The following is a 23,734-nucleotide window of genomic DNA, read 5'->3' on the forward strand; positions in this document are numbered from 1 at the left end:
CCCCACGTTGTCCAGTCTGTACCCAAATGAGACAGCCGCATCCGGAGGAACTCCCACGCCCCCGCCGCCGGTGACACACAATTCCGGCGCCGTCACTCACTGCCACCGGCGGAGGGCCCTGTCGCCCGCGCGGGACGAGGACCGCGAGCCCACCGGACTCCGTGCCCCGAACTATGCGGGGACAGGCTGCCGGATGGGGGCTCCGGCGTGGTGGAGGCTGGCGAGAGCCTGCCGGTAGGACGTGATCAGGCTGGTCTCCAGGTAGTCCACTCCCAGCTCCTGGCAGTGGCGGCGGACGATGACCTGCGCCTTGCGCAGATGCGGGCTGGGCATGCTCGGGAACAGGTGGTGCTCGATCTGGTAGTTCAGTCCGCCGAGTGCGACGTCGGTGAACCAACCGCCGCGGACATTGCGTGAGGTGAGCACCTGGCGCCGCAGGAAGTCGGGGCGGTCGTCACCGGTCAGGATCGGCATGCCCTTGTGGTTGGGGGCGAAGATCGAGCCCAGATAGACCCCGAACAGGCACTGGTGAACCGCGAGGAAAGCAAGGGCCATGCCGGGCGGCAGCACCAGCAGCAGGGCACCCAGGTAGACGGCGAAATGCGCGAACAGCATGCTTCCTTCCGCCACGCGGTTCTTGAGCGAGCGGTCTGCCAGCGACCTCACACCGGACAGGTGCAGATTGAAGCCCTCAAGCGTCAGGAGGGGGAAGAACAGGAACGCCTGGTACCGGCCGAGCAGACGGGGCAGCCCCGTTGAGGCGTGCGCCTGGTTCCTCGACCAGACCAGGACGTCGGGGATGAGGTCGGGGTCCAGCTCCTCGTGATTGGGGTTGGCGTGGTGGCGTGTGTGCTTGTCCTGCCACCACCCGTAACCCATGCCGATACCGGCGTTGCCGGCGATGCGGCCGGTTCGTTCGCTGGCTTTGCGGAGCCGGAAGACCTGCCGGTGTGCCACGTCGTGCGCGAGGAGTGCGACCTGACCGAAGACGACGGCCAGGAACGCCGCCACCGCGAGCGTCCACCAGCTGTCGCCGACGAGAACGAACGCGACCCAGCCGCCGACGTACAGCGCGGCCACCGAGGCGATCCGGGCCGCGTAGTAGCCCGGGCGGCGGCCCATCAGACCTGCGTCGGCGATCTTCCGGGACAGCTGGGCGAAATCACTCCCCGTCCCCTGTCGGATATCGGGCGGGGCAGGGTGAACGGTCTGCGAATCCATGAAAACGAGCTCCCTCACGGGTGTCGGATGCGGCCGGCACTGACGTCCGCAGTGGTCAGGAGTGACCTTGATCCAATCGCCCCGTACGAAGTCGGCCGTCACTGCCGGGGAAAGGGCCCTGTCGGAGGGCGCCGTCCACGGGCACAGATCAGGCCGACTGTTCAGAGGGTCTCGACGCGCTCACCGAGCGCGCGGATCGGCCGCCGCGCACGCCCCGGACAGCACAGCCCTTCCCAGGGCACACGGGTCGCAGCGACCGTCTTGCCCCTTCCAACGAACGGTAGCCACCACACGTGCCCGGAACGCGACCCCGCATCTCACCACGGGCCGAGGACCGGGGCTCCACTGCCGAAGGCTGCCGGTCTGCACGGTCGGCAGGCGGCCGGGCCCGGCCCTCAGTCCGCACGGCAATGCGGATCCGGGTCGCGTACAACCCATCAGCGGTCCCCGGTGTCGTACGCACCAACACGACGGAACCGCTCGATGGGGGATCGGGATGAAGAGCTCCGGACACAGAACCCGTACCGCTTTTGTCATTGCCTGCGCACTCGTGGTGGGCACCCCCCTGGTGTCGGCCGGCCCGGCGGTCGCCGGGCCGGGCACCGCCGGGACGGCCGCCTCCGGGACGGCCGCCTCCGGGACGGCAGAGGATGTCGTCATCACCCTGGGCGTCCGTGACGGCCGCGTCGTCCCTCCCGAGGCACTGGCTCTCGCCGGTGGGCGGCTCCATGTGACCGGCCGCGCGGACAACGCGACCAAGCGCAGCCTGTACGAGTACGACCTCGCCGTCACCGGTACGCCCACCGCCGGGCCCCGGCGCCTCGCCGTCGACAACTTCTGGAACGACTATCCGTGCCGGGACGACCCCGGCACCTTCTGCTCGGAGCTCGACTCGAGACTGTGGGGGCTCGGCGACGGCCGGATCGGCTATCAGGAGCCGTGGGGCAGCCACCATTCCGTCGGCGGCACACGCCCGCCGCAGCAGGTCTCACTCCAAAACGAATGGCGGCAGGACCGGTTGACCTCGGCGGCCGGCCGTTACGTCGCCGTCTTCGACGGCTTCGACACCCGGGTGGGAGACCTCGACGGCGATTCCGGCGCACAGCACATCGCCGACGGCCGTCCGGCGTCCGTGTGGGCCACCAAGGTGTGGACCCGGGGCGAACAGCCCGGCGCCGTCCAGTCCTACGACCTGAAGACCGGCGCGAAGTCCGGGGACATCGCTCTCGGGACGGGCTGCACCGCCGAGGAGCTCCAGGTGGTGGGGCGGTGGCTGTACTGGCGTTGCCCGGGAGTCGACAAGGCCGGGGTGTGGGACTTCGGGACCCGGAAGAACGTCGCGGTGCCTTCGCAGGACGGTGTCCGGATGGGCGACGGCTATCTGGTCTGGTACGAGCCGTCGGAGCGCCGGCTGGAGCTGGTCGACTTCCACCAGGGCGGTGGATTCCCGTACGTGGAGCGGACGTTGGCCTCCGACGTACCGTCCGGAGCATGGGACGTCGACCGGTTCGGCGGCCATGTGGCGTTCACCGACACCGAGGGACGGATCCGCATCAGGCCGGTGACCGTGCCGCGCCAGCCGGTCACGGTGACCGACCTGGCCCCCGAAGCCGGGTTCGGGCCCTGGCGGGGCGACTGGCGGCTCAGCCGTCCGGCGGCGTCCTGGACCGTCACCATCAAGGATCCGTACGGCAACGTGGTGAGGGAGATCCGTGGGCGGGACAGGGAGGGCTCCTCGGTGCAGGCCGGCTGGGACGGAAAGGACTCCGACAACCAACCGGTGCCCAGCGGGGCGTACACCTGGACGCTCGGCGTCGACTCGGGCGACGGAACGGGGACGCACGAGCTGACGAGTCGCGGGCTGGAACACACCCGGGAGGCGGGCGGACGCAGTGCGTTCCGGGACACCGACGCCGACGGGTACGGCGAGATGTTCTCCATGACGACCGCCGGCAAGCTGGCCGTCCACCATCTCTCCCGCGACAGCGGCTCATGGACCTCCACCGGCTGGGACACGACCACCCGCTTCGTGTCCGCGGGTGACCTGACCAATGACGGGTGCGGTGATGTGGTGGCCCGTACCCCGGACGGCAACCTCTGGCGGTATGCCCCGGGCTGCGGGGCCCGGGTCACCCCCGACACTCCGCGGACCCTGGTCGGCGCGGGCTGGGGAGGATTCGACGCGATCGTGCCGGCTGCCGACAACGACCCGTTCCGCACACCGGATCTGATTGCCCGTCAGGCATCCACCGGACGTCTCTATCTGTATCCGGGGAATGCGGGAGTGACGGGATACGGCAGGCCGATCCTGATCGGACCCGGCTGGAACGGCTACACCATCATGGGCGCGGCCGATCTGACCGGTGACGGTATCGGGGACCTGGTGGCCCGGGACAGCGGCGGCGAGGTCTGGCGCTACGACGGCCTCGGGGAAGGGAAGTTCCTGCCCCGCAAGCTGCTGCTCCAGGACTGGGGCGCGGGACGCCGGGAGATGATGGTGGTCGGTGACGTGACCCGGGACGGTTACCCGGACCTGGTGTCACGGCACGGGGACGGCAGTCTGCTGCGGAACAAGGGCAACGCCGCGGGCGGCTTCGGGTCGACGGTGACGATCGGTACGGGCTGGGGCGCGTACGCCCGGCTGTACTGAGAGGGCACTGCGGGCCCAGGCGGCTCACGATGTCACAGCGCCCGCTCCGGCCTCGGCCGGGGCGGGCGCTCCGTCGGACGCGCCCCTGCCGACCGGCCGCGCCGCTGCGCGCAGCGCACACAGACGCTCCACGACGGGATCACGGCAGGGCGCGGGCCAGCAGCAGGGTGACGTCGTCGGACGAGGTCTCGGTCGGGAGTGTGTCGATCACCACCGAGCAGAGATCGTCCACGGACAGGCCGGTCCGGGTGAGAGCGTTGCGCACCCGTTCCATGCCGACGTCGATGTCCTGGCGGCGGTCCTCCACCAGTCCGTCGCTGTAGAGGGCGATGAGGCTTCCCGCAGGCAGGTCCAGCTCTGCGGCCTCATAGGGCAGCATCCCCAGACCGAGGGGTGTTCCGGTCGGCAGATCGGCAAAGGCGACGCTTCCCCCGGGGTCGACGACGGCGGGCGGCGGATGCCCAGCCAGCGCCACCGTGCAGCGTCGTGTGGCGGGGTCGTAGACCGCGTACACACAGGTGGCGCCCATGGAGGGCAGCGGCATGTCGGAGTCCGGTTCGTCCTCGACGAGTCCGATGAACGTCCGGTCCACCCTGGTCAGCAGTTCACCCGGGGGCAGATCCAGGTCGGCGAGTGTGCGGATCGCCGTGCGCAGCCGGCCCATGGTGGCGGCGGCGTCGATGCCATGGCCGACGACGTCGCCGACGACCAGTGCCACCCGGCCGCCGGGCAGCCCGATGACGTCGAACCAGTCGCCGCCGACTCCGCGGACGCCGTCCGCCGCGTCCGCCGGCAGATAGCGGGCCGCCACCTCCATGGCGGTTCCGCCGCTCACGGAGCTCGGCAGCAGACTGCGCTGGAGGGCGAGGGCGGTGGCCCGCTCGCGGGTGTAGCGGCGGGCGTTGTCCAGACTCAGCGCGGCCCGGGACACCAGCTCCGCGGCGAGCTGGTGATCGCTTTCGTCGAAGGGCATCGGGTTGTCCGTCCGGACGAACACGGCCACACCCAGCAGAACGCCGCGCGCACGGATCGGGAGGACCATCAGGGAGTGCATGCCGAACGCGCGGATCTTCTCCGCCCGCGCCGGGTCGTTGGCCAGCCAGGAGTCCGCTGAGGTGTCGAGGGTCGGCTCCAGCACCGGACCTCCCGTCGACAGCACCTGCATGAACGGCGACGCCTCGGGGACGTAGACCACCTCGCCCTGGGTCCACAGGGACTCCGGGGCGCCGGTGTGGATGGACGCCCTGCCCGCGCGCCGGAAGGTGGGGATGCGCCCCTGGGACGGCTCCAGCCGTTCCAGCGGCTCCTCGCCCAGCTGCACTGCCTCGGTCAGGTCGACGGTGACGTAGTCGGCGACGAGAGGAACGGTGAAGTCGGCCAGCTCCTGTGCCGTACGCATGACGTCCAGAGTGGTGCCGATGCGGGCACCGGCCTCGCTCACGACGGCCAGGCGGTCCCCGGCCCACCGCCTGTCGCGGACGGCCAGGACCACCAGGCACACGCCCAGGGGCCGGCCGTCGGCGTCGTCCAGACGGACGAAGGAGGCGGAGTAGGCGCTGTCGCGCACCGTGCCCGCCGCGGCAGGTACCCGGTACTCGCGGCCGGTCAGACCGGCGCCGGTGGCCAGCACCTGCCGCATCGCCGTCGCGAGCTCTTCGGCGTCGCCGGGCAGCGCCTCCCCGGGCCCGCGCCCCAACCGGGACTCCCGGGCGATTCCGTCGTACTGGCCCAGGGTGTCGTTCACCCAGATGCACCGCAGGTCGGTGTCCCAGAGGGCGAACCCGGCCGCGGAGCGGGTCAGGAGGGCCGCCAGTGCCGCTCCTGCGACATCCTCCGTGCTCTCCAGCAGGGCGGTCAGGGTGGTCGTTCCGAGCGTGGGGTCCGGTGTTTCCATGGCCGTTCTGATCCTTCGGACGTGCCGCGAAACGCTGAGCGCCACCCCTCCTGACGTCCTGACTGCCAGTGAGCAGGCGCCCATGGCCGAATGGCTCGACCGCCTGGCCAACTCCCCCGAAGCGACGGCCGTGAGCTGATCACTGCTTGCTCACACGAGGCTCAGAGCATGTCCTCGATGGTGATCGGCAGCTTGCGGATCCGGCGTCCGGTGGCGTGGTGAACGGCGTTGGCGATCGCAGCCGCCGCGCCGACCTGGCCGATCTCGCCGACTCCCTTCACGCCCAGGGGGTTGACGATGCCGTCCTCGATCTCGATCAGCTCGATGTCGACGTCCGGCGCGTCCGCGTTGACGGGCACGAGGTACTCACCGAGGTTCGAGTTGACCCAGCGGCCGGTGTCCGGCGACATGTAGTTGGCTTCCAGGAGCGCCTGCCCGAGACCCCACAGCATGCCGCCCATCAGCTGACTGCGGGCCGTCTTGTCATTGAGCACCCGGCCGGGTGCGAAGGCACCCGTCATACGCCGCACCCGGACCAGGCCGAGTTCGGCGTCCACTGCGACCTCGGCGAACTGGGCGCCGAAGGTCATCATTCCGTAGGGGACGTCGGGGGGCGGCGGGCTCCACTGGCCCGAAGCCTCGGCATCCGACAGGAAGTTGCGCTGCATCAGATCGGTGTACGGGTCGGATGACGTGCCGGCCGTCATGACGCCGTCCTGCACGACCACGTCGACCGGGTCCGTTCCATGCAGCGGCGAACCGGAGTCGCCGACGGCCCGTTGGATGAGCTGCTGGCGCAGGGCCGTGGCCGCGCTGTGCACGGCCGCGCTGATCATGCCGGCGCCCGCGGAGCCGACTGCCGCGTTGATATTGGGCAGATCGGTGTCACCGTCCTCGAAACGGCAGCGGTCCACACGCATGCCGAGACCGTCCGCGGCGACCTGGGCCATCACCGTGGCGACGCCGGTGCCGAAGTCGGGGGTTGCGGCCTGGACGACCGCGGTCCCGTCGGCGTACAGACGCGCGCGGGCACGCTGGGCATTGGGGAGCGGGGGCACCGGGTACGCCGCGGTGGCCATGCCCGTACCGATCAGCCAGTTGCCCTCACGGCGTGTGCCGGGCCGCGGATCGCGCCCCTGCCAGCCGAAGCGCTGTGCTCCGCGCTCATAGCACTCCCGCAGACCACTGCTGGACCAGGGAAGCCCCGACATCGCGTCGACGTCGGAGTGGTTGCGCAGCCGCAGTTCGATGGGGTCGAGGCCGAGTTCATGGGCGAGCTCGTCCATCGAGCATTCGAGCGCGAACATGCCGGTCGCCTCACCCGGTGCCCGCATGAACGTGGGGGTCATGGTGTTGGCCCGGAACAACCGGTAGACGCCCTCGTAGTTCGGGCAGGCGTAGATCTGCGAGGAGATGCCGATCGAGGGTTCTGCCCAGTCGTCGAAGTGGGAGGTCGGGGACAGTTTGTGGTGCCGGATCGCGGTCAGCCGGCCCTCGCTCGTCGCACCGATCGCCAACTGCTGCTCCTGCTCCTCACGGTGCCCCACCGAGGTGAACATCTGCTCGCGGGTCAGGGCGAGCTTGACGGGCCTGCCGACCTCGCGGGCCGCCATGGCGGCGAGCGCCGAGTGGGCATGGATCATCGCCTTGGCGCCGAAACTGCCGCCGACGTAGTGGCCGATGACGCGGATCTTCGACATCGGGATGCCGAGCAGCCGGGAGACGGTCATCTGCGTGGCATTGACCCCCTGGGTGGCGTCGTACAGAAGCAGCTCGTCGCCCTCCCACTCGGCCGTGGTGCAGGAGGGTTCGATGGGGTTGTGATTGTTCGCGGCGTACGTGAACGTGCCCTCCACCCGAATGTCGGCATCGGCCAGCCCGGCTTCCGCGTCACCGCGCTCGAGGCGGCCCGGTACCCAGCCGCCGAAGATCCTCTCGGGCTCGTACGCCTGGTCCCGGCCCTGGTCGAGGGTGGTGACCGGGGTGGTCTCCTCGTAGGAGACGCTCAACAGCTGCGCGGCGTGCTGGGCGCGTTCCCACGTGTCGGCGATGACGATCGCGATCTGCTGGCCCGCGTAGTGGACGGTGTCGTCCTGCATCGGGAAGAAGGTCTGCGCGGGTGCCGCCGTGCCGCCGAGCGAGGGCACGAGCGGCGGCTGTTCGGCGATCTTCGGGAGGTTCTGGTGGGTGAGGACGGCGAGTACGCCCTCCTCGGCCTGTGCGGCACTGGCGTCGATGCCCGTGACCCGTCCCGCGGCGACACGGGAGCCGACCACGTACGCGTACGCCATGTCCGGCATGGGGATCTCGGCGGAGTAGCGGGCGCCTCCGGTGACTTTGGGGCGACCGTCCACACGGTCGAGCGGCTGTCCGATGGCAGAGGGGGTGGTCGTGGTCATGACGGGCTCCCGCTCTCGCTTCCGGACGCGGACGCGGTTCCCGTTCCGTTGCTGAGCATGTCGAGTGCGCGGACGATCGCGCGCTGCGCGAGTTCGACCTTGAAGGCGTTCATGGGCGTCGGCCGGGCGGCGGCCATCTCCACGCGGGCGGCCATGGCGAAGTTGTCCCGCATGATGGTCGCGCCGATCAGGAAGTCCTCGGCCCGCTCGGCCCGCCAGGGCTTGGTGGCCACACCGCCCAGCGCCATCCGCACGTCCACGATCCTGCCGTCGGCGACGGACATCGCGGCCGCGACCGAGACGAGCGCGAACTCGTACGACTCGCGGTCCCGGACCTTCAGATAGAGGGAGCGCCGGGCGAGGGGTGTCGGGGCCACCTCGATCTCCGTGATCAGCTCACCGTGCTCCAGGGGGTGCTCGCGGTGTGGCGAGTCCCCGGGGAGGAGGAAGAAGTCGTTGATGGGATAAGCCCGTTCGCCGCTCGGACCCATCGTGTGCACACGTGTGTCCAGCGCCATGAGGGCCACGGCCACGTCCGAGGGGTGGGTGGCGATGCAGTGCTCGCTGGTGCCGAGCACCGCGTGACCGCGGCTGAAGCCGTCGATGGCCGAGCAGCCGGTGCCGGGCTCGCGCTTGTTGCAGGCGGAGTGCGCGTCGCGGAAGTACGAACACCGCACGCGCTGGAGGAGGTTGCCTCCCATGGACGCCATGTTGCGCAGCTGCGCGGACGCACCGAGCTCCAGGGCCTGGGCGATCAGCGGGAAGCGCTCACGGACGACGGGAGCGGCGGCGACCTCACTCATCCGGGCCAGCGAGCCGATCCGCAGGCCGCCTTCCTCAGTGCCCTCGATGCCGGTCAGCGGAAGCTCGTTGATGTCCACGAGCCGGCGGGGGTTCAGCACGTTCTGGCGGAGCAGATCGACCTCGGTGGTGCCGCCGGCGAGGAAGTCGCTGGTGGGATCGCTGCTCACAGCGGCGACGGCGGTCGCCGTGTCGGTCGCGCGGAGGTAGGTGATCGGCCGCACGTCGGGCCTCCCTACGGTTGGTCGCGGACGGAGCGGATCGCAGCCCGGATATGGGGATAGGCGGCGCAGCGGCAGATGTTGCCGCTCATCCATTCCTTGATCTCGGCGTCGTCCCCGGCGTGGCCCTCCTGCATCAGCGCCACGGCGGACATGATCTGGCCGGGGGTGCAGAAGCCGCACTGGAACGCGTCCTCGGCGATGAAGGCCTGCTGCATGTCGTGCAGTTCGCCCTCTTCGGCCAGGCCCTCGACGGTGGTCACCTCACGGCCCTCGCAGGTCATGGCGAGGGTGAGGCAGGCGAGCACCCGTTTTCCGTCGACCCACAGCGTGCATGCGCCACAAGTGCCCTGGTCGCAACCCTTCTTGGCGCCCGTCAGGTCGAGACGCTCACGAAGGGCGTCCAACAGACTGACGCGGGGCTCGATGTCGAGAGTGTGCTCGGTGCCGTTGATCGACAAGGTGACCCGGACCGGACCGGGACCTCGTTCCTCGAGTGCTGCCCCTCGTTCTGTGAGGGCCGGGCCGCGTGCGGACATAGCGCACCTCCAGAGAAAGCACCCCTCCATGCTCATACACATACAAACCCTGCGCAACCGTAAGATTTGCGGTATGAGCCAGAGTGTGCGAGAAGCAGCCCGAGAAGCGGTGACGGTCGTCTACACCTGGGAGGTGGTGCCCGGCAGGGAAGAGCAATTCGAGGAGTGGGCCCACGAGATCGAGGCGGAGGCAGCCTCGTTCACCGGCCACCGCGGAGTGACCTGGCTGCGACCCGAGGGCGACAGCCACCGCTACCACGCGGTCGTCCGGTTCGCGGACACCGAGAGCCTGGACCGCTGGATGACCTCACCCCAGCGGGCCTCCTGGCAGGACCGCGTCAAACCCTTCGGCCGCTCGGCCCATCCGAAGCTGACCACCACGGGGCTGGAGACGTGGTTCAACGTCCCCAACGGCCCGGCCCGGCCACCGGCGCGCTGGAAGATGTCGCTCGTCACGATCGTCGCGGTCTATCCCTTCGCGCTGCTGTACGACGGGGTGTTCGCCGAGTACTTCCACGCCTGGCCGCTCCTGGCCCGCACCCTCGTCTTCCCGGTGATCCTGGCCCCGCTCCTGACGTACGCGGTCATGCCGTTCATGAGCCGGGCACTGCGGCGGTGGCTGTATCCGGACTACCCGCTGGAGTGACGGGAGCTGCCGCTCGGGCCCGCCACCGACGGCGTTACCCGCCGGTACGCCGCCCGGAGCCGACAGGTCTGCTGATCCTCCGAGTGCGGTCGCCGGTAGCGTGAACCCATGGGGACACGACCGCGCTGCACACTCGCCGCAACGGTGCTCGACGCCCCCGACGCACGGGAGTTGGCAGCGTTCTACCGGGGCTTGCTGGGCTGGCCGGTACGGGAGGACCAGCCGGACTGGGTGATGCTCGCGCCACCCGAAGGCGGCGCCGGCCTGTCGTTCCAGACCGAGCCGCACTTCGTGCGCCCACAGTGGCCGTCCACACCGGACAGGCAGCAGATGATGATCCACCTGGACATCGAGGTGGACGACCTGCCCTGGGCCGTCGCACACGCCCGCGCCCTGGGCGCCACCCTGGCAGACCTCCAGCCCCAGGAAGACGTCCGGGTGCTGCTCGACCCGGTGGGCCACCCGTTCTGCCTCTTCGTGGGCGCGGCCGGCTCCGGCGGCTGATGCCACACCTGCTTCACCTCACCGAGGCCTGATCACCGTCGAGGATCGACCGGCTTCAGGGCTTCCGAGCCAGGAGGTATGCCTGTCGGCCCTGCCGGGGCTTCTCCTGCTCGGTGGGCTCGCGAATCATCCGGGCGTCCACCTCGAGCCCGGCCCGGCTCAGCAGCTCGGCGATGCGGTCGGGAGACACCCAGTACACATCGAGGGAGAGCTCGTGACCGTACGCGTTCTCCAAGTGGCGGTGTTTGTCACCAGCCTTGAAGCCGACCAGCAGATGGCCGCCCGGGGCCAGGACGCGGTGGAACTCGGCGAACACCACCGGCAACAGCTCCGGAGGGGTGTGAACGATCGAGTACCAGGCGAGGATGCCGCCGAGAGCGCCGTCGGCCAGATGCAGGTCGGTCATCGACCCTTCGTCGAACGTCAGGTGCGGGTGCATCCGACGGGCAACCGCGACGGTCTCCGGCGACAGGTCGATGCCGAACGCATCCACCCCGAGTGAGTGCAGATGCGCCGTCACATGCCCGGGCCCGCACCCGAGATCAGCGACGGGCCCGCTGTCGGCGCCCCGCGTGAGTTCGGCGAATGCGCTGATCATCGCGCGGCCGTACAGGTCGCCTTCGAACGCGGGAGGCGCGATCTCGGCGTAGTCGACGGCGACGGTGTCGTAGGCCACGCGCGTGGCGTGCAGGTAGGTCGACTCGGTCATGGCTGAGGACAGTAATGGGTGCGTGATGGCCATGAGCGCGTATCGGCCACCGCGTACCTGCGCCTCGACGATGCCGCAACGGACTGCGCGGATTCAGGAACGCGACCGCTTGCTGAAGAACGTGACCGGGCGCTCCTGCCGTTCTCCGTCGACGACGATGTCCACCGACTCGTTGTAGAAGGCCACCCGGTCCTTGATGAGCTCCACGGGGCGCAGCGGGTCCGGGTAGCTCCAGGCGATGTCCGGCAGTACGTCGGCGTCGCCCTCCCAGGACCAGTACTCCGTCGCCACACCCTTGTACGGGCAGCGGGTCTGAGCATCGGTCGGGGTGAGCAGGTCGAGGCGGACGTCATCCCGCGGGAAGTAGTAACGGACCGGCAGATGGGTCTCGAACAGCAGAACCGGCGTGTGCGTGTCCGCCACCGTCGTGCCCTCGATCTCGACCTGGACGTGACGAGTGCTCGGCAGGGCGTCCACCCGCTTGTGCGGGTCGCGCGGGTGCACGAAGATCTCCTCGTCCTCCTCGTACCAGTGGTCGAGAACATCGCGGCCGAACCATTCGAAGCTGATGTGTCCGGCCAGCTCCTCGCCGGGATAGGTCCAGGCCGCCGCCTTGACCGACTGGTCGGCGAGCACGAGGTCGTAGAAGACCGTCGCACCCGCATGACGGCGCGAGTTGGCCGGCCGCTCCACCGTGCGCAGCAGATCCGTCCGGACGTCCTCGGCCGGAAAGGCGTAAAGAGGCACCGGGCGGCCGGGCTCCCACACAAGAACCGGTCGCCGGCTGTCCACGACCGTGACCTCGCCCTTGGTCGCCCGCACCCAGCGCTCGCTCGGCTCCCACACCACGCTGTCGATCGCTTCGGACCGACGGTGCACGGTCGGCACGGCATCGGAGCTGTCGCTGGTCGTAGCCATCGGTCTGCCTCCTCGGTCCGCCACCTGTTCCTGGAACCCAGTGTCGCGCCCCGACCGCTCCCGGGCCCGGCAAGATCCGAACGACAGCCCCTGGCCCTGTCGGTTACTCGGCCCAGGGCTGGAAGCCCGTGTCGAGCACCTCATCGAGCAGGGCGCGCAGCTGGGAGGCCTTCTCCGCGCCGAAGGTGTCCTCGAACTGAACCTGCACGGCGCGCCACAGCGGTAGCGCTGCCTTCAGACGGGCATTGCCGTCCGGCGTGAGCGCGACGATGCGCGCCCGGCGGTCGGCTGCCGAGTGCTCGACGGTCACCAGCCCTTCCCGGGCGAGCGGCTTGAGGTTGGTGGCCAGGGTCGTGCGGTCCATGGCGATCATGTCGGCGAGGTGGGTGATCGTCGTCTCGCCCTGGTTGCTGAGCTTCTGGAGGATGCTGAACTGCGTGGAGCGAAGGCCGACCGGGGCGAGGGCCTTGTCGTACGTCGCACCGAGATACCGGGCCGCCTTGCGCAAGGCCATGCTGTTGCAGGCGGGGGCGGTCTGTGCGGCCATGATCTCCTCCGAAGCTTCGCCGAGACAATAAGAGTATATGCACCTAATGGAGGAAGGCCGCCCGTCCGGGGCTGCGAGGCACGCACCCCGGGCAGGTCCACACGGGACGCCCACCTTTGCGATTTCAGAGATAGGAGCATATGCTCGTATCTTCCCTGTGCGGCCGCTTCCGCCTGCCGTCCGCATGTCTCCTCCACCCTCACGAGAGAGCCCTTCATGACAGTTCCCGCCGGATCCGTAACCGAGCGTCATCAAACGCCCCCCGCGGTGGCCGAGACGTCGACCAAGCTCAGTTCGGGCAACCGTCGGCCGCCGGTGAGGGCATGGCTCCAGCCGACGGTGATCGCACTGATCGTCGTGGCGGCGTTCATCGCGTGCTACGTCGGTCTCCAGCGCGACCCCCAGCCCCACCAGGTCCCCATCGCTGTCACCGGGTCCGACCTGCCGGGCGAGATACGTCAGGCTCTCGGCGACGCGGTCGAGGTCCACGCTGCGACGGACGCCGACGCGGCCCGGAGCGCACTGGTGCACAACGACGTCGTCGCCGTGCTCAGCGCCGACGGCCCGGACCAGCTGCGGCTGGAGGTCGCCGGGGCGGCCGGAGCGTCCACGACCTCGGCCGTGAGCGGCCTCGTCGACGCCTACGCCCACGGCGCGGGCGCACATGTCACCACCGAGAACGTCGTGCCGCTGGCGCACTTCGATTCGCGGGGACTGGCCGGCTTCTACATGGCCTTCGGTGTGACGCTCGCCGGTTTCGTGCTGGGCTCGAACGCTCTCGGCCTCGTCAGCGTCCTCCGTCTGCGTCACCGGTTCTGGCTGCTGACGGGCGCCTCCGCGGCCATCGGCACCGTCGCGGCGATCATCTCCGGCCCCGTCCTGGGAGCAGTTCCGGCCCCGCTGCTTCCGCTGATCCTCACCCTCACCCTCTTGGCAGCTGCCGCGGCCTTCACCACCAAGTTCCTCGGCACCGCTCTCGGGCCTGTCGGACTCCCGGTCACCACGCTCCTGCTGCTCACCGTCGGCAATGCGACCAGTGGTGCCGTCATCGGAGCCGATCTGCTCCCCGCCCCCGCCCGGATCATCTCCGCGCTTCTGCCGCCCGGGGCCGCCGTCCGTGCCATCAACGACCTGAGCTACTTCAACGGCGCACACATGTCGGGCCCTCTCATCACACTCACCCTGTGGGGCGGCGTCGCCGCGATCCTGCTCGCCCTGCACCCTCGGCTGCTTCAGCGGCGCAAGGCCGCCGCCTGACCCGTGGCGGACCCGCGGCGGACCGGCGACGGCCGGTCCGGCTCAGCCGGAAGCACGCGCGGGAGCGGGCCCCGGGCAGCCGACGACAGCGGCGACTCGGCCGGCGAGGTCCTTGGTCAGCTCGATGCGCTTGTCGGCATCCCGCGGGCGAAGGACCTCGAGATGGAGCAGAGCGCTCTTGCAGGTCCACCAGGCTTCCGTGCCGTCATCGTCCTGATCCGGATCCACGGCACCCTTGCCTCCGGCAGCGGTGAAGCGCCTGTCCGCCGGTCGTTCGGCGAGCTGTGCCGCGGCGTTGACGACCCGGTCGGCCGGCGGGACCTCGGCCAGGAACCGCCCGACCTGCTCGTCACCCGAGTACACCAAGCATCTCGCGGTGGCAGTGGTGTGCTCCGTCTGCGTGGGCTTCGGCAGCGGCAGTCCGCCGCGCAGCCGTCCCGACAGATCGCCCGCGCCCGTCGCGTCGAACCACCAACTCGCCATGGTGACACCGCACAGCCTGGCCTCGGGGGACGGTGGCTTCGCGTCCTCCTCGGCACAGGCGGTAGCTGTCAGGAGCAAGGGCAAGGCCGCGAGCGGCGCTGCGAATCGGCTGACTCGACGCATGTGGTGATCCCCTGAGGTATCGCATGTCACCTGTGCACGGCGTCCGGACGACAACGACCGGCAGTTCCCGCTCCCCCGCATCAACAGGAACGTCGACCTCCCGTCGTCGCTGTCCGGTACACGACTGAACCCGTGCTGCCGGTTCCGCCAAGCGAACCATGTGTCCCCGCCCCGGCCCCGGCCGGGTGGCGTACGCCGGTGTCGCCGGCGAGGTGACGGGCAAGCTCCCTTCGCACAGAGACTCTCGGACAGGGCAGGTCAGGTGACGTACATGCGGGCACGCGGGCGTAGGCGCATCGTGGGTGTGGCGGCGGCGCTGCTGGCGGTGGCCGGCTGCGGCGGCGAGCCCGTGGCAGACGCGGAAGACCCCCCGGCCTCTCCCACCTCCCCGTCGCATGCCCCCTTCGACCAGCAGGTCGTGATGGACGGAGGCCGACGCGTCGGCATGTACTACAGCCCCGGCCGCGGACTCATGGAGCAGCACGTCGACCCCGGGGACACGGCATGGAGCAAGCCCCATGTGGTGCACAGGACCACCGCGGACCCGTGCGGGAGCATGAAGCTCATGGCGTTCGACGGTGTGGTGGCGGTCATCGCCGACTGGGGGCCCTACTGCGCCGATGGGGAACCGCCGACCGAGTCTCTCGCCGCGGTCGGGGAGAAGAACCGGTCGGCATGGCACACCGAGGTGACGGCGAACTTCGACGGCTGGGAGAAGGTCACCGCCTCGGGGAACGCCCAGCAACTCACCTTCACCAGAAGGTCCGTCGAGTGGCTGACACAGCTCCGGTGGGACCGGGCGAACGGTTTCGCGGAGGTGGAGGACATCCGTCGCTGACGAGACGCGGGGATGGATCGGCAGCCCCGACGAGAGAGCCGGCTACCGGACCACGGCCCGGTAGCCGGCTCTCCTGCCTCGGGTTCAGGCAGGTTCCGGCGTCAGCCCTGCCTCGGGTTCAGGCAGGTTCCGGCGTCAGCCCTGCCTCCTGCCGCGTGGCGGCCTCCCCGGGCTCCGGGTCCGGGTCACGGAAGAGGCGGCCCGGCCACCAGAACCAGCGGCCCAGGTCGAGGGCCAGCGCCGGCACCAGGACCGTGCGGACGAGGAAGGTGTCGAGCAGAACCCCGATCCCGACGATGACGCCCATCTGCGCCATGGTCACCAGCGGCAGTCCCGCGAAGACCGCGAACGTCGCGGCGAGGACGACGCCGGCGGAGGTGATGACGCCTCCGGTGCTCGTCAGGCCTTCCAGTACGCCGCGGCTGCGGCCGAGACGGATGGATTCCTCCCTCACCCGGTGCATCAGGAAGATGTTGTAGTCGATGCCGAGGGCGACGAGGAACACGAAGCCCATCAGGGGAATGGACCAGTCGACCCCGGCGAAGCCGAGTACGTGCTCGAAGACGAGGTTCGAGGCGCCGAGCGCCGCGAAGTACGAGAGCACCACGGTGGCGAGCAGCAGCAGCCCGGCGACGATGGCACGCAACAACCAGACCAGGACGAGGAGTACGACGAGGAGCACCACGGGGATGACGGTCCGCAGGTCACGGTCGGCGGCCCGCTGGGTGTCCAGGGTCTGGGCGGTGGTGCCGCCGACCAGTGCGTCGGCGCCGGACACGCGGTGGACGGCATCCCGTACGGCGTCGATGGTGTTCTTGGCGGCCCGACTGTCCGGGGTGTCCTTCAACACCACGGCAAGAGTGGTCAGTTCGCCGTCGGCGGTGCGATCGCCGTCCTCGACGCGGGCGACGCCCGCGACCGCCGCAGCGGCGGTCTTCACCTCGGGCACCTGGGCCGAGGCGGTGACGATCGTCGCCGGGTCGGAGGCGCCCGAAGGGTAGTGCGCGGAGATCCTTTCCTGGGCGACGACGGACTCGGGCTTGTCCTGGAACATCTCGGACTGCGTGAGGCCCATGCTGATGCCGAAGGCGCTGAGCGCGAGGACGCCGGTGACAGCGACCGACATCATCCAGGACCAGCGCGGACGCCGGGCGACGGCGGACCCGATACGGGACCAGACGGTGGTGGTCTTACGGGCCGGCGTGCCGAACCGCGGGACGAACGGCCAGAAGACCCAGCGGCCCGCGATCACCAGCAGCGCCGGGAGAACCGTGATCATCGCGATGAATCCGCAGATCACTCCGACGGCTCCGACCAACCCCATGGAGCGCGAGGAGTTGATGTCGGCCAGTGAGAGGCAGGCGAGTCCGACCGCGATGGTGCCCGCGGAGGCGAGGATCGCCGGACCGGAACGGCGCAGCGCGATGGTCATCGCCCGGTGCCGGTCCTCGTGGCGGTGGAGTTCCTCGCGGTATCGGGCGATGAGCAGCAGGGCGTAGTCGGTTCCGACGCCGAAGACCAGGACCATCAGGATGCCCGCGCTCTGCGGGTCGACGGGCAGTTGTGCGTGCTTGGCGAGCAGATACGTGCAGACCTGGGTGAGGACGGCGGCGAAGCCGACCGACATCAGCGGGAAGAGCCACAGGACAGGACTGCGGTAGGTGATCAGCAGGAGGGCGGCGACGACGAGACCGGTGGCGATCATCAGGGTGGAGTCGAGTGAGTCGAAGACGGCGACCTGGTCGACGAGCGAGCCGGCGGGGCCGCCGACCTCGATGTCCACGCCCGGTGGCGCGTTGGAGCCGGCGATGTCCCGCAACTCCTTGACGGCGTCGGTGACTTCGCCCTTGGTGTCGAGGGGAACGACGATCATCAGTGCGTCGCCGTCCTGCGACCGAAGGGGCACAGGCACCTGCTCGCCCGACGCGGCGAGGCGGGTGAAGGCACTGCGGTCGGCCGTCGCCTTCGCGGTGGTCGCTGCCCTGTCCGTGCCGGTGTAGACGATGACGGCGGGCATCAGCGCGTCGTTACGGAACTTCTTCAGCTCGGTGTTGACCTGGGCGGATTCGGCTCCGCGCGGCAGGAAGGCATTGGGCCCGGTGTCCTCGACGTCGCCGAGCTTGCCGGCCAGCGGGCCCAGCGCGACGGCCAGGATCAGCCACGCGGCGAGGACGAGCCACTTGGTGCGTCGGCCGCCGGGGGCGGTCGCCACCCGCTTGAACAGCGCTTTCATGAGTAGTCTCCTGGGTGTGGAGTGCTGCCGGTCGCTGACCGGCTCGGGGCGCACAGGACCCGCACCGCGGCGTGATGGTGTGCCGACCTGCCGCGGTGTACGGGTGGGATGTGCCTGGGACGAGTTCTCCATGGGCACGGCCGGGAGTTGCCGCTCCCGGCCGTGTCACTGCTGCGGTACCGACTGACGTGCCGCGCCGCCGTACCGCACCTGCGTACCGCTACTCGATCTCGCGCATCATCTTCTCCATCGACGTGATCGAGGTGCGGGCCTGCGTCAGTTCGTCGAGGGTGCGGCGGTGCAACTCGACGTTGTCTTCCAGGAGTTGCGCGTATTTGGCCGCGAGCTCCTTGTACTGCTGCTCTCGGGAGGCCAGCATGCGGGCCCGCCAGGTCGCGGCGATCTGCCACACGACCACGATGAGAAACAGGAAGACACCGGAGGCGCCGGCCACTCCCGCCCAGTCCGCTCCGTTCATCGCGCAGTCTCCTTCACGGTCTCTCTCGCTTCCTCGGTGATCGTCCGCGCCGCCTCGGCGACGGTCTCGGGGGTCAGTGCGTAACAGAAGGGCGTGACCTCGAAGTACTTCATGGCCTTTCCGCCCTCCGACAGCTCCAGCTCGCCGGTGACGAGCCCCGCCGCCTCCAGTCGTTGCAGGTGCATGTGCAGGAGCGGGCGACCGATGCCGAGTTCCCGGGCGAGGCGGCTGACGTAGTTACGGCCTCCGTCGACGAGGGCGGCGATGATCCGCATGCGATGCGGATTTCCGAGCGCCCCGAGGATCTTCAGCAGTTCGTCCCCGCTCGGCTGCGGGTCCGGGACTCCGGTCATCGGGGCTCCCCTCCTGCGTACCTGTCACTCAAAGCTGACACCCCTCTCGAACACCTGTCAAAGGAAGCTGACACATATCAGGGAAACCTAGGGGAACGGTCAGGGGCGACTCCGGGTGCGGGCCGGAAGCGCGGTGTGTCGCGGTGAGGTCCGACCCGGTCGAGGGACGGCCGGGCGCGGGCTCGCCGCCCGGGCCGCGGCAGGCGCCGTTACGCTCATGACCCGCCCCCGCTAGAGTGACGGCTCGAACAACCATGAGCCAATGCAAGGGCGTTGATGCTGGAAACGGTGCCTGCAGTCCGACACAGCGCCTGACGGAGAGTAGGGGCCCGTGCCGTCCGCGACCGGTCACTGCGCCATCTGTGGAGTGGGCTTGGACGTCGGGCCCACCAAGGCCGGCGGTCGTGTGGGCCGCCCTGCCAGATACTGCTCCAGCGCCTGCCGGCAACGCGCCTATCGGCAACGGGCGTCCGCGGACCGGAACAAGAACGCCGCCTCGGCGCCTTCGCCACCACCGCAGCAGGAGTCCTCACCGGAGCCCGCAGGCGTAGGAACAGACACGCAACGAACAGGGTCGTCCGATCGGGCCCACACCGCCGCACACGCAGCCGGGACAGTGGGCCGACTGCCCCTTCCACTCGACAGTTTCGTGGGTCGCGATACCGAACTGGCCGAACTTCAGGCCTTGTTGACCCGCCACCGGCTGGTGACGCTCACCGGCCCCGGCGGCGCCGGCAAGACGCGACTGGCCGTGGAACTGGGCCTGCGGATGCAGCCCCGCTTCCCGGACGGCGTGTGGCTCGTCGAACTCGCCGCACTCACCGACGGCGCGCTGCTCGTCCAGAGCGTCGCGGACTGCCTGGGCATCTCCGAGGAGGTCGGCAGACCCATACTCGACACGGTCACCGACACGCTCGCCCCGCACCGTGCCGTGCTGCTCCTCGACAACTGTGAACACCTCGTCCTGCCGGCGGCTCGGCTGACCGAGGCGCTGCTGAGCCGCTGCCCGCACTTGCGGGTGCTGACGACGAGCCGGGAACCGCTGGACGTCCCCGGTGAGACCGTCGTACGGGTCGGCGAACTGCCGCTGCCGGGCTCCCGCCAGAACCTCACGCGTACCCACCTGCTCACCTCGGCCGCCGTACGGCTGTTCGTGGAGCGAGCACGCGCCGCCGCCCCCGACTTCCAGCTCACCGACGAGAACGTGGACGACGTGGCCGCCCTGTGCACCCGCCTGGACGGCATACCCCTGGCCATCGAGCTGGCGGCCCGGCGCGTGCGGTTGCTGACAGTGGCAGAGATCAACTCCCGTCTGGACGACCGTTTCCGTCTGCTCACCCGTGGCTCACGGACCGCGGCGGACCGGCACCGGGACCTGCGAACCACCATCGAGTGGAGCCACGACCTCCTGGAGGCGCACGAACAGGCGGCGATGCGGCGGCTGTCGGTGCTGGTCGGCGGGTTCGGCCTGAGCACCGCGACAGCCGCGTGCGCCGACGGGCGGACCGTCCTGGCGGAAGACATGATCGACCTGCTGGCCGATCTGGAAGCGCGCTCACTGATCGTGCCGCAACGAGCGTCGGCGGCGAACCGTTTCCGACAGCTGGAGTCCATCCGGATGTACGGACGCGAACGGCTGGACACGGCCGACGAAACGGACGCCACGTTCGACCGGCTGGCGAGCCATCTGCTGCGGCTCGCCGAACCGATCGTCGGTGACGACATGCTGCACTGCTACGAGGAGCTCGAACCGCTCGACGTCGAGCGCGCCAACCTCACCGCGACCGTGGACTGGGCGGCACGCGTCGGCGACAGCCGTCATCTGCCGCTCGCTGCCGCCCTCGGCCGGTGCTGGCGGCACCATGGACAGGCCGCCGAGGGCCGCGCGCTGCTGCGGACCGCGCTGGAGAGCACCGGCCCGGCGCACCCGGCCCGGGCCGCGGCACTCGAACAGGCGGCCGCGCTGGCCGCGGGTCAGGGAGATCACCCGGAAGCCATGGCCCTGGTGACCGAGGCGACCCGGATCGCCCTCGGGTCGGGGCACCCCATCCCGCTCGTCCGGGCTCTGAGCACGCTGGCCCGGGTCCATCTGTCCTGCGACCGGAACGCGGACGCCTATGCCGCATCGGCGCGGTGCCTGGAGATCGTGGAGCCACTCGGCCGCCCCCTGGACACCGCCGTGTGTCTGCACAATCTGGCCTGGACGGCACTGCAGTGCGGCAACACGGACCGGGCAGGCGAGCTGATGGAGAGCTGTCTGCCTCTCTACCGCAGGCACTCCCCGCACCCGCTGCCCCCGGAGTGGCTGCACACGGCGGGCGCCCACGCGCTGGCGCGCGAGGACGCGAAGGCCGCGGAGCAGCATCTCCGCCAAGGACTCCGGGCCTATCTGGTCTCGGCCGACTCCGGAATCCTCCCGGTCACCGGCGTGCTCACGCTGGAGAGCCTCGCGGTGGCGGCTTCCCAGCGCGAGCAGCCCCGCCGCGCGCTGCGACTCGGTGCGGTGGCATCGGCTCTGCGGCGGGCCCGTCGTCTGCACAGCGACCCGGCCACGGAACGTGAGCTGCGGCAGGCCCTGGCCGAGGCCCGCGCCCGCCTCTCACCGGCCGGCGCGCGGGAGGCCGAGCGGGAGGGACGTGCGCTGAGTCTGCCTCAGGCCCTCGACTACGCGGTGCACGACGTCTGGCAGGAGCGTGGCGACGGCCCCCTGCCGCTGACCGACCGCGAGCGCGAGATCGCCCGGCTCGTGGCGGTGGGGCTGACGAACCGTGAACTCGCCCAGCGGATCCATGTGTCCCAACGGACGGTGGAATCGCATCTGGAGAACATCCGCGCCCGTCTGGACCTGCGGTCGCGTGCCCAACTGGCCGCGTGGGCCACGCGTCATCTGGGTGCCGGGGCCCCGGACTCCGCCCGGGGCTGAGATCCGCCCAGGGGTGCTCCGGGGCCGATCTGCCGACGGTCCCGGGGCCGGTCTTCTCGCGGGCCGGTTCCGGAGCGCTCCGCCCAGCCGGGCAGCGGTCCCTCAGCGCCTGATGCGCACGTCCCGCTCGTCGAGCGCCACCCGCAGGGCCCGCAGAGCGTAGTAGATGCGCGATTTGACGGTGCCCGGCGGAATGCCGAGCGTCGCGGCGGCCTCGTGGACCGTCCGCTGCCGGAAGTACGTCTCCCGCAGCACCTCGCGATGCCGCTCCGACAGCGCGTCCAGGGCATCGGTGAGGACCACCGAGCAGAGCATGGCGTCGATGTGGTCCGCCTCGGCCACGACGTGCTCGTCCAGTCCGTTGCCGTCCACTTCCTCGGGGCGCGCCTTGCGCCTTCGATAGGTCTCGATCGCGAGCCGGCGGGCCACCGTGTACAGCCAGGGCCGTACGGGCCGCGTGCCGTCGAACACCTCCTTGTCCCACGCGCGCAGCAGGGTCTCCTGCACGATGTCCTCCGCCTGCTGCCGGTCCCCACCGACCAGGCGGATGACGAACCGGAGCAGCACCGCCGCGTGCTCGTCGTAGAGCGTCCGCAGAGTTCTCTCCCGCTCGCAGGAGGCTCCTGCGGACCCCATGACCTTCCAGCTCCCCGGCGCCGCACATTCCATCGCGATGACCCCCATGGCTTCCCTGTCTCCTCCCGATCGGCGATGCGCACAGCATGCGATCGACGGGTACGCGCACACATGGGGCATCACCGCACGGTTGGTTGCGTGACACGGAGGTGCCCACGGAACGTCGCTGACCAGGGGTGATGCCGTGTCGCCAGGACACGGTTCCGGGCCGTGCGAAGGGGCGTGACGAAATGAGGCGTTACGCAATCACGTGCCCGGCCGGCTCCCGGCACATCTCAGCGCCGGGCAGGAGGGCGATACACCACGTCGCCCGGGGAACCGGAGAGCGCCTGTCGGCGAGTCGCTGAGCCCAACGGGTGCTTTCTCGCGCCCATAAGAGTGCCGACCCGGGCCGACGCCCCGCAATGGTGCGACGCATTAAGCATGAAAACGCATTATCAGAGATTCAGACGGCGTTGGGTGTTGCTCGCCGGCACCGTCCTTCTGGGGGCCGCCTGCACGGCCGCCCCCTTGCCCGCAGACCCACCTGCAGCCCCCGTAGCGGGGGCCCCGAATCCCGCGTCCGTGTTGCCCGTCGCGAAGGCGCGGATGTCCGTCGGCGTGGCCGCGCTGGACGGCGACGACTGGGGCGTCGAGGTGTACGGCGACGGCTCCACGTACGACACCGCGAGCGTGGTCAAGGTCAACATTCTCGCGGCGCTGCTGCTGAAGGTTCAGGACGAGGACCGGAAACTGACCATACGGGAGCACACGTACGCGACCGCGATGATCGAGCACAGTGACAACGACTCGGCGGATGCCCTGTGGCGGAAGATCGGCCGCGCCGAGGGCCTGGACGCGGCGAACAAGCGCCTGGGCCTGACGTCGACCAAGGGCGGCAAGGGAATGCACTGGGGTCTCACCCAGACCACGGCGGAGGACCAGCTCATCCTGTTGCGGGCGGCGTTCGCGGAGGACTCGGCGGCGGCCTCCTCCCGTACGCCTCCGGAGCTGAGCCAACCCTCTCGTGCGTATATCCAGAGGCTGATGAGCCGGACAGAGGCGGAACAGGACTGGGGCGTGTCGGCCGCGGCAGGTTCCGGCTGGGCTCTGAAGAACGGCTGGCTTCCGCGCACCAAGACCGGCTTGTGGGACATCAACAGCGTGGGACGCGTGACGATCGACGGACGCAGATATCTGATCGCCGTGCTCTCCGACGGCCATGCGTCGATGGAGTCCGGGATCTCGCTGGTCGAGAAGACGGCGAAGGAGGCGATCGCCACGGTGCGCGGACGGTAGCGCCCAGGTGGTTTCCGTGACATCGCGGCGGCCGCTGCCTCGCCGCCAACAGGGGGCCGGCCGCGCACTGGTGGCCCGCCGTC

General features: G+C 70.0%; 21 protein-coding genes. 8 read left to right on the forward strand and 13 right to left on the reverse strand.

Features of this window, described 5'->3' with window-relative positions:
• Nucleotides 1-171 precede the first annotated feature (171 nt).
• A complete protein-coding gene (locus ACQPWZ_RS03310; RefSeq protein WP_433570563.1) occupies nt 172-1,221 on the reverse strand; it encodes a fatty acid desaturase family protein in 1,050 nt (349 codons plus the stop codon).
• Between the two features lie 550 nt (nt 1,222-1,771).
• Here ACQPWZ_RS03310 and ACQPWZ_RS03315 point away from each other — a divergent pair.
• Nucleotides 1,772-3,871 carry an FG-GAP-like repeat-containing protein gene (locus ACQPWZ_RS03315; RefSeq protein WP_433570564.1) on the forward strand — a complete coding sequence of 700 codons (2,100 nt, stop codon included), beginning with the start codon at nt 1,772-1,774 and terminating at the stop codon, nt 3,869-3,871.
• A 139-nt stretch (nt 3,872-4,010) separates the two neighbouring features.
• On the opposite strand, the gene ACQPWZ_RS03320 is transcribed toward ACQPWZ_RS03315, so the two are convergent.
• The gene (locus ACQPWZ_RS03320) at nt 4,011-5,765 is read right to left on the reverse strand and encodes a SpoIIE family protein phosphatase (RefSeq protein WP_433570565.1); all 1,755 of its coding nucleotides are present in this window, start codon (nt 5,763-5,765) and stop codon (nt 4,011-4,013) included.
• On the opposite strand from ACQPWZ_RS03320, the gene ACQPWZ_RS03325 reads away from it, so the two are divergent.
• Nucleotides 5,764-5,904 (forward strand): hypothetical protein, encoded by a 141-nt coding sequence (locus tag ACQPWZ_RS03325; protein WP_340471611.1) that lies wholly within the window; start codon nt 5,764-5,766, stop codon nt 5,902-5,904. The two genes, ACQPWZ_RS03320 and ACQPWZ_RS03325, sit on opposite strands and share 2 nt — an antisense overlap.
• 22 nt (nt 5,905-5,926) lie before the next feature.
• Here the strand turns inward: ACQPWZ_RS03325 and ACQPWZ_RS03330 are convergent, their stop codons facing one another.
• Genes ACQPWZ_RS03330 through ACQPWZ_RS03340 form a run of 3 tightly spaced genes read right to left on the reverse strand, consistent with a single transcriptional unit; the run spans nt 5,927 to nt 9,725 of the window.
• Nucleotides 5,927-8,164: a xanthine dehydrogenase family protein molybdopterin-binding subunit gene (locus ACQPWZ_RS03330; RefSeq protein ID WP_433570566.1), complete on the reverse strand. Its 2,238-nt coding sequence runs from the start codon at nt 8,162-8,164 to the stop codon at nt 5,927-5,929.
• Nucleotides 8,161-9,189 (reverse strand): FAD binding domain-containing protein, encoded by a 1,029-nt coding sequence (locus ACQPWZ_RS03335; RefSeq protein WP_356706522.1) that lies wholly within the window; start codon nt 9,187-9,189, stop codon nt 8,161-8,163. The genes ACQPWZ_RS03330 and ACQPWZ_RS03335 overlap by 4 nt, the downstream gene beginning before the upstream one ends.
• An 11-nt stretch (nt 9,190-9,200) precedes the next feature.
• Nucleotides 9,201-9,725, reverse strand: coding sequence for a (2Fe-2S)-binding protein (locus ACQPWZ_RS03340; protein ID WP_340471614.1), 525 nt, complete (start codon nt 9,723-9,725; stop codon nt 9,201-9,203).
• Between the two features lie 73 nt (nt 9,726-9,798).
• Between ACQPWZ_RS03340 and ACQPWZ_RS03345 the strand changes: the two genes are divergently transcribed.
• Both ACQPWZ_RS03345 and ACQPWZ_RS03350 read left to right on the forward strand, forming a co-directional pair.
• Complete coding sequence (locus tag ACQPWZ_RS03345) at nt 9,799-10,371, forward strand: antibiotic biosynthesis monooxygenase (RefSeq protein WP_356706524.1); 573 nt, start codon at nt 9,799-9,801, stop codon at nt 10,369-10,371.
• A 108-nt stretch (nt 10,372-10,479) separates the two neighbouring features.
• A complete protein-coding gene (locus ACQPWZ_RS03350) occupies nt 10,480-10,875 on the forward strand; it encodes a VOC family protein (protein WP_340471616.1) in 396 nt (131 codons plus the stop codon).
• A 55-nt stretch (nt 10,876-10,930) separates the two neighbouring features.
• On the opposite strand, the gene ACQPWZ_RS03355 is transcribed toward ACQPWZ_RS03350, so the two are convergent.
• The 3 genes from ACQPWZ_RS03355 to ACQPWZ_RS03365 all read right to left on the reverse strand — a co-directional run bounded on the left by ACQPWZ_RS03355 (nt 10,931) and on the right by ACQPWZ_RS03365 (nt 13,049).
• The gene (locus tag ACQPWZ_RS03355; RefSeq protein ID WP_340471617.1) at nt 10,931-11,584 is read right to left on the reverse strand and encodes a class I SAM-dependent methyltransferase; all 654 of its coding nucleotides are present in this window, start codon (nt 11,582-11,584) and stop codon (nt 10,931-10,933) included.
• A 93-nt stretch (nt 11,585-11,677) separates the two neighbouring features.
• The gene (locus tag ACQPWZ_RS03360) at nt 11,678-12,502 is read right to left on the reverse strand and encodes a DUF427 domain-containing protein (RefSeq protein ID WP_340471618.1); all 825 of its coding nucleotides are present in this window, start codon (nt 12,500-12,502) and stop codon (nt 11,678-11,680) included.
• A gap of 103 nt (nt 12,503-12,605) precedes the next feature.
• Nucleotides 12,606-13,049, reverse strand: a complete 444-nt coding sequence (locus ACQPWZ_RS03365) for a MarR family winged helix-turn-helix transcriptional regulator (protein ID WP_433570567.1) — start codon at nt 13,047-13,049, stop codon at nt 12,606-12,608.
• 267 nt (nt 13,050-13,316) lie between these two features.
• Between ACQPWZ_RS03365 and ACQPWZ_RS03370 the strand changes: the two genes are divergently transcribed.
• A complete protein-coding gene (locus ACQPWZ_RS03370; protein ID WP_340471620.1) occupies nt 13,317-14,306 on the forward strand; it encodes a hypothetical protein in 990 nt (329 codons plus the stop codon).
• A gap of 42 nt (nt 14,307-14,348) precedes the next feature.
• Here the strand turns inward: ACQPWZ_RS03370 and ACQPWZ_RS03375 are convergent, their stop codons facing one another.
• The gene (locus ACQPWZ_RS03375) at nt 14,349-14,867 is read right to left on the reverse strand and encodes a hypothetical protein (RefSeq protein WP_433570568.1); all 519 of its coding nucleotides are present in this window, start codon (nt 14,865-14,867) and stop codon (nt 14,349-14,351) included.
• 316 nt (nt 14,868-15,183) lie between these two features.
• Between ACQPWZ_RS03375 and ACQPWZ_RS03380 the strand changes: the two genes are divergently transcribed.
• A complete protein-coding gene (locus ACQPWZ_RS03380) occupies nt 15,184-15,750 on the forward strand; it encodes a hypothetical protein (protein WP_433570569.1) in 567 nt (188 codons plus the stop codon).
• A gap of 118 nt (nt 15,751-15,868) precedes the next feature.
• Here the strand turns inward: ACQPWZ_RS03380 and ACQPWZ_RS03385 are convergent, their stop codons facing one another.
• The 3 genes from ACQPWZ_RS03385 to ACQPWZ_RS03395 form a co-directional block, all read right to left on the reverse strand.
• Nucleotides 15,869-17,983 carry an MMPL family transporter gene (locus tag ACQPWZ_RS03385; RefSeq protein ID WP_433570570.1) on the reverse strand — a complete coding sequence of 705 codons (2,115 nt, stop codon included), beginning with the start codon at nt 17,981-17,983 and terminating at the stop codon, nt 15,869-15,871.
• A gap of 220 nt (nt 17,984-18,203) precedes the next feature.
• On the reverse strand, nt 18,204-18,461 hold the full coding sequence (locus tag ACQPWZ_RS03390) for a hypothetical protein (RefSeq protein WP_340471624.1): 258 nt from the start codon (nt 18,459-18,461) through the stop codon (nt 18,204-18,206).
• Entirely contained in the window at nt 18,458-18,814 is a 357-nt protein-coding gene (locus ACQPWZ_RS03395; RefSeq protein ID WP_313947991.1) for an ArsR/SmtB family transcription factor, read from the reverse strand. The genes ACQPWZ_RS03390 and ACQPWZ_RS03395 overlap by 4 nt, the downstream gene beginning before the upstream one ends.
• A 649-nt stretch (nt 18,815-19,463) precedes the next feature.
• Here ACQPWZ_RS03395 and ACQPWZ_RS03400 point away from each other — a divergent pair.
• A complete protein-coding gene (locus ACQPWZ_RS03400; RefSeq protein ID WP_433570571.1) occupies nt 19,464-21,737 on the forward strand; it encodes an ATP-binding protein in 2,274 nt (757 codons plus the stop codon).
• A gap of 102 nt (nt 21,738-21,839) precedes the next feature.
• Here the strand turns inward: ACQPWZ_RS03400 and ACQPWZ_RS03405 are convergent, their stop codons facing one another.
• On the reverse strand, nt 21,840-22,421 hold the full coding sequence (locus ACQPWZ_RS03405) for a sigma-70 family RNA polymerase sigma factor (protein WP_433570572.1): 582 nt from the start codon (nt 22,419-22,421) through the stop codon (nt 21,840-21,842).
• A gap of 516 nt (nt 22,422-22,937) precedes the next feature.
• Here ACQPWZ_RS03405 and ACQPWZ_RS03410 point away from each other — a divergent pair.
• A complete protein-coding gene (locus ACQPWZ_RS03410) occupies nt 22,938-23,651 on the forward strand; it encodes a serine hydrolase (RefSeq protein WP_383244137.1) in 714 nt (237 codons plus the stop codon).
• Nucleotides 23,652-23,734: the final 83 nt, after the last annotated feature.

The sequence above is a fragment of the Streptomyces sp. CA-251247 genome, assembly GCF_050952975.1.
Lineage (GTDB): Bacteria > Actinomycetota > Actinomycetes > Streptomycetales > Streptomycetaceae > Streptomyces > Streptomyces achmelvichensis.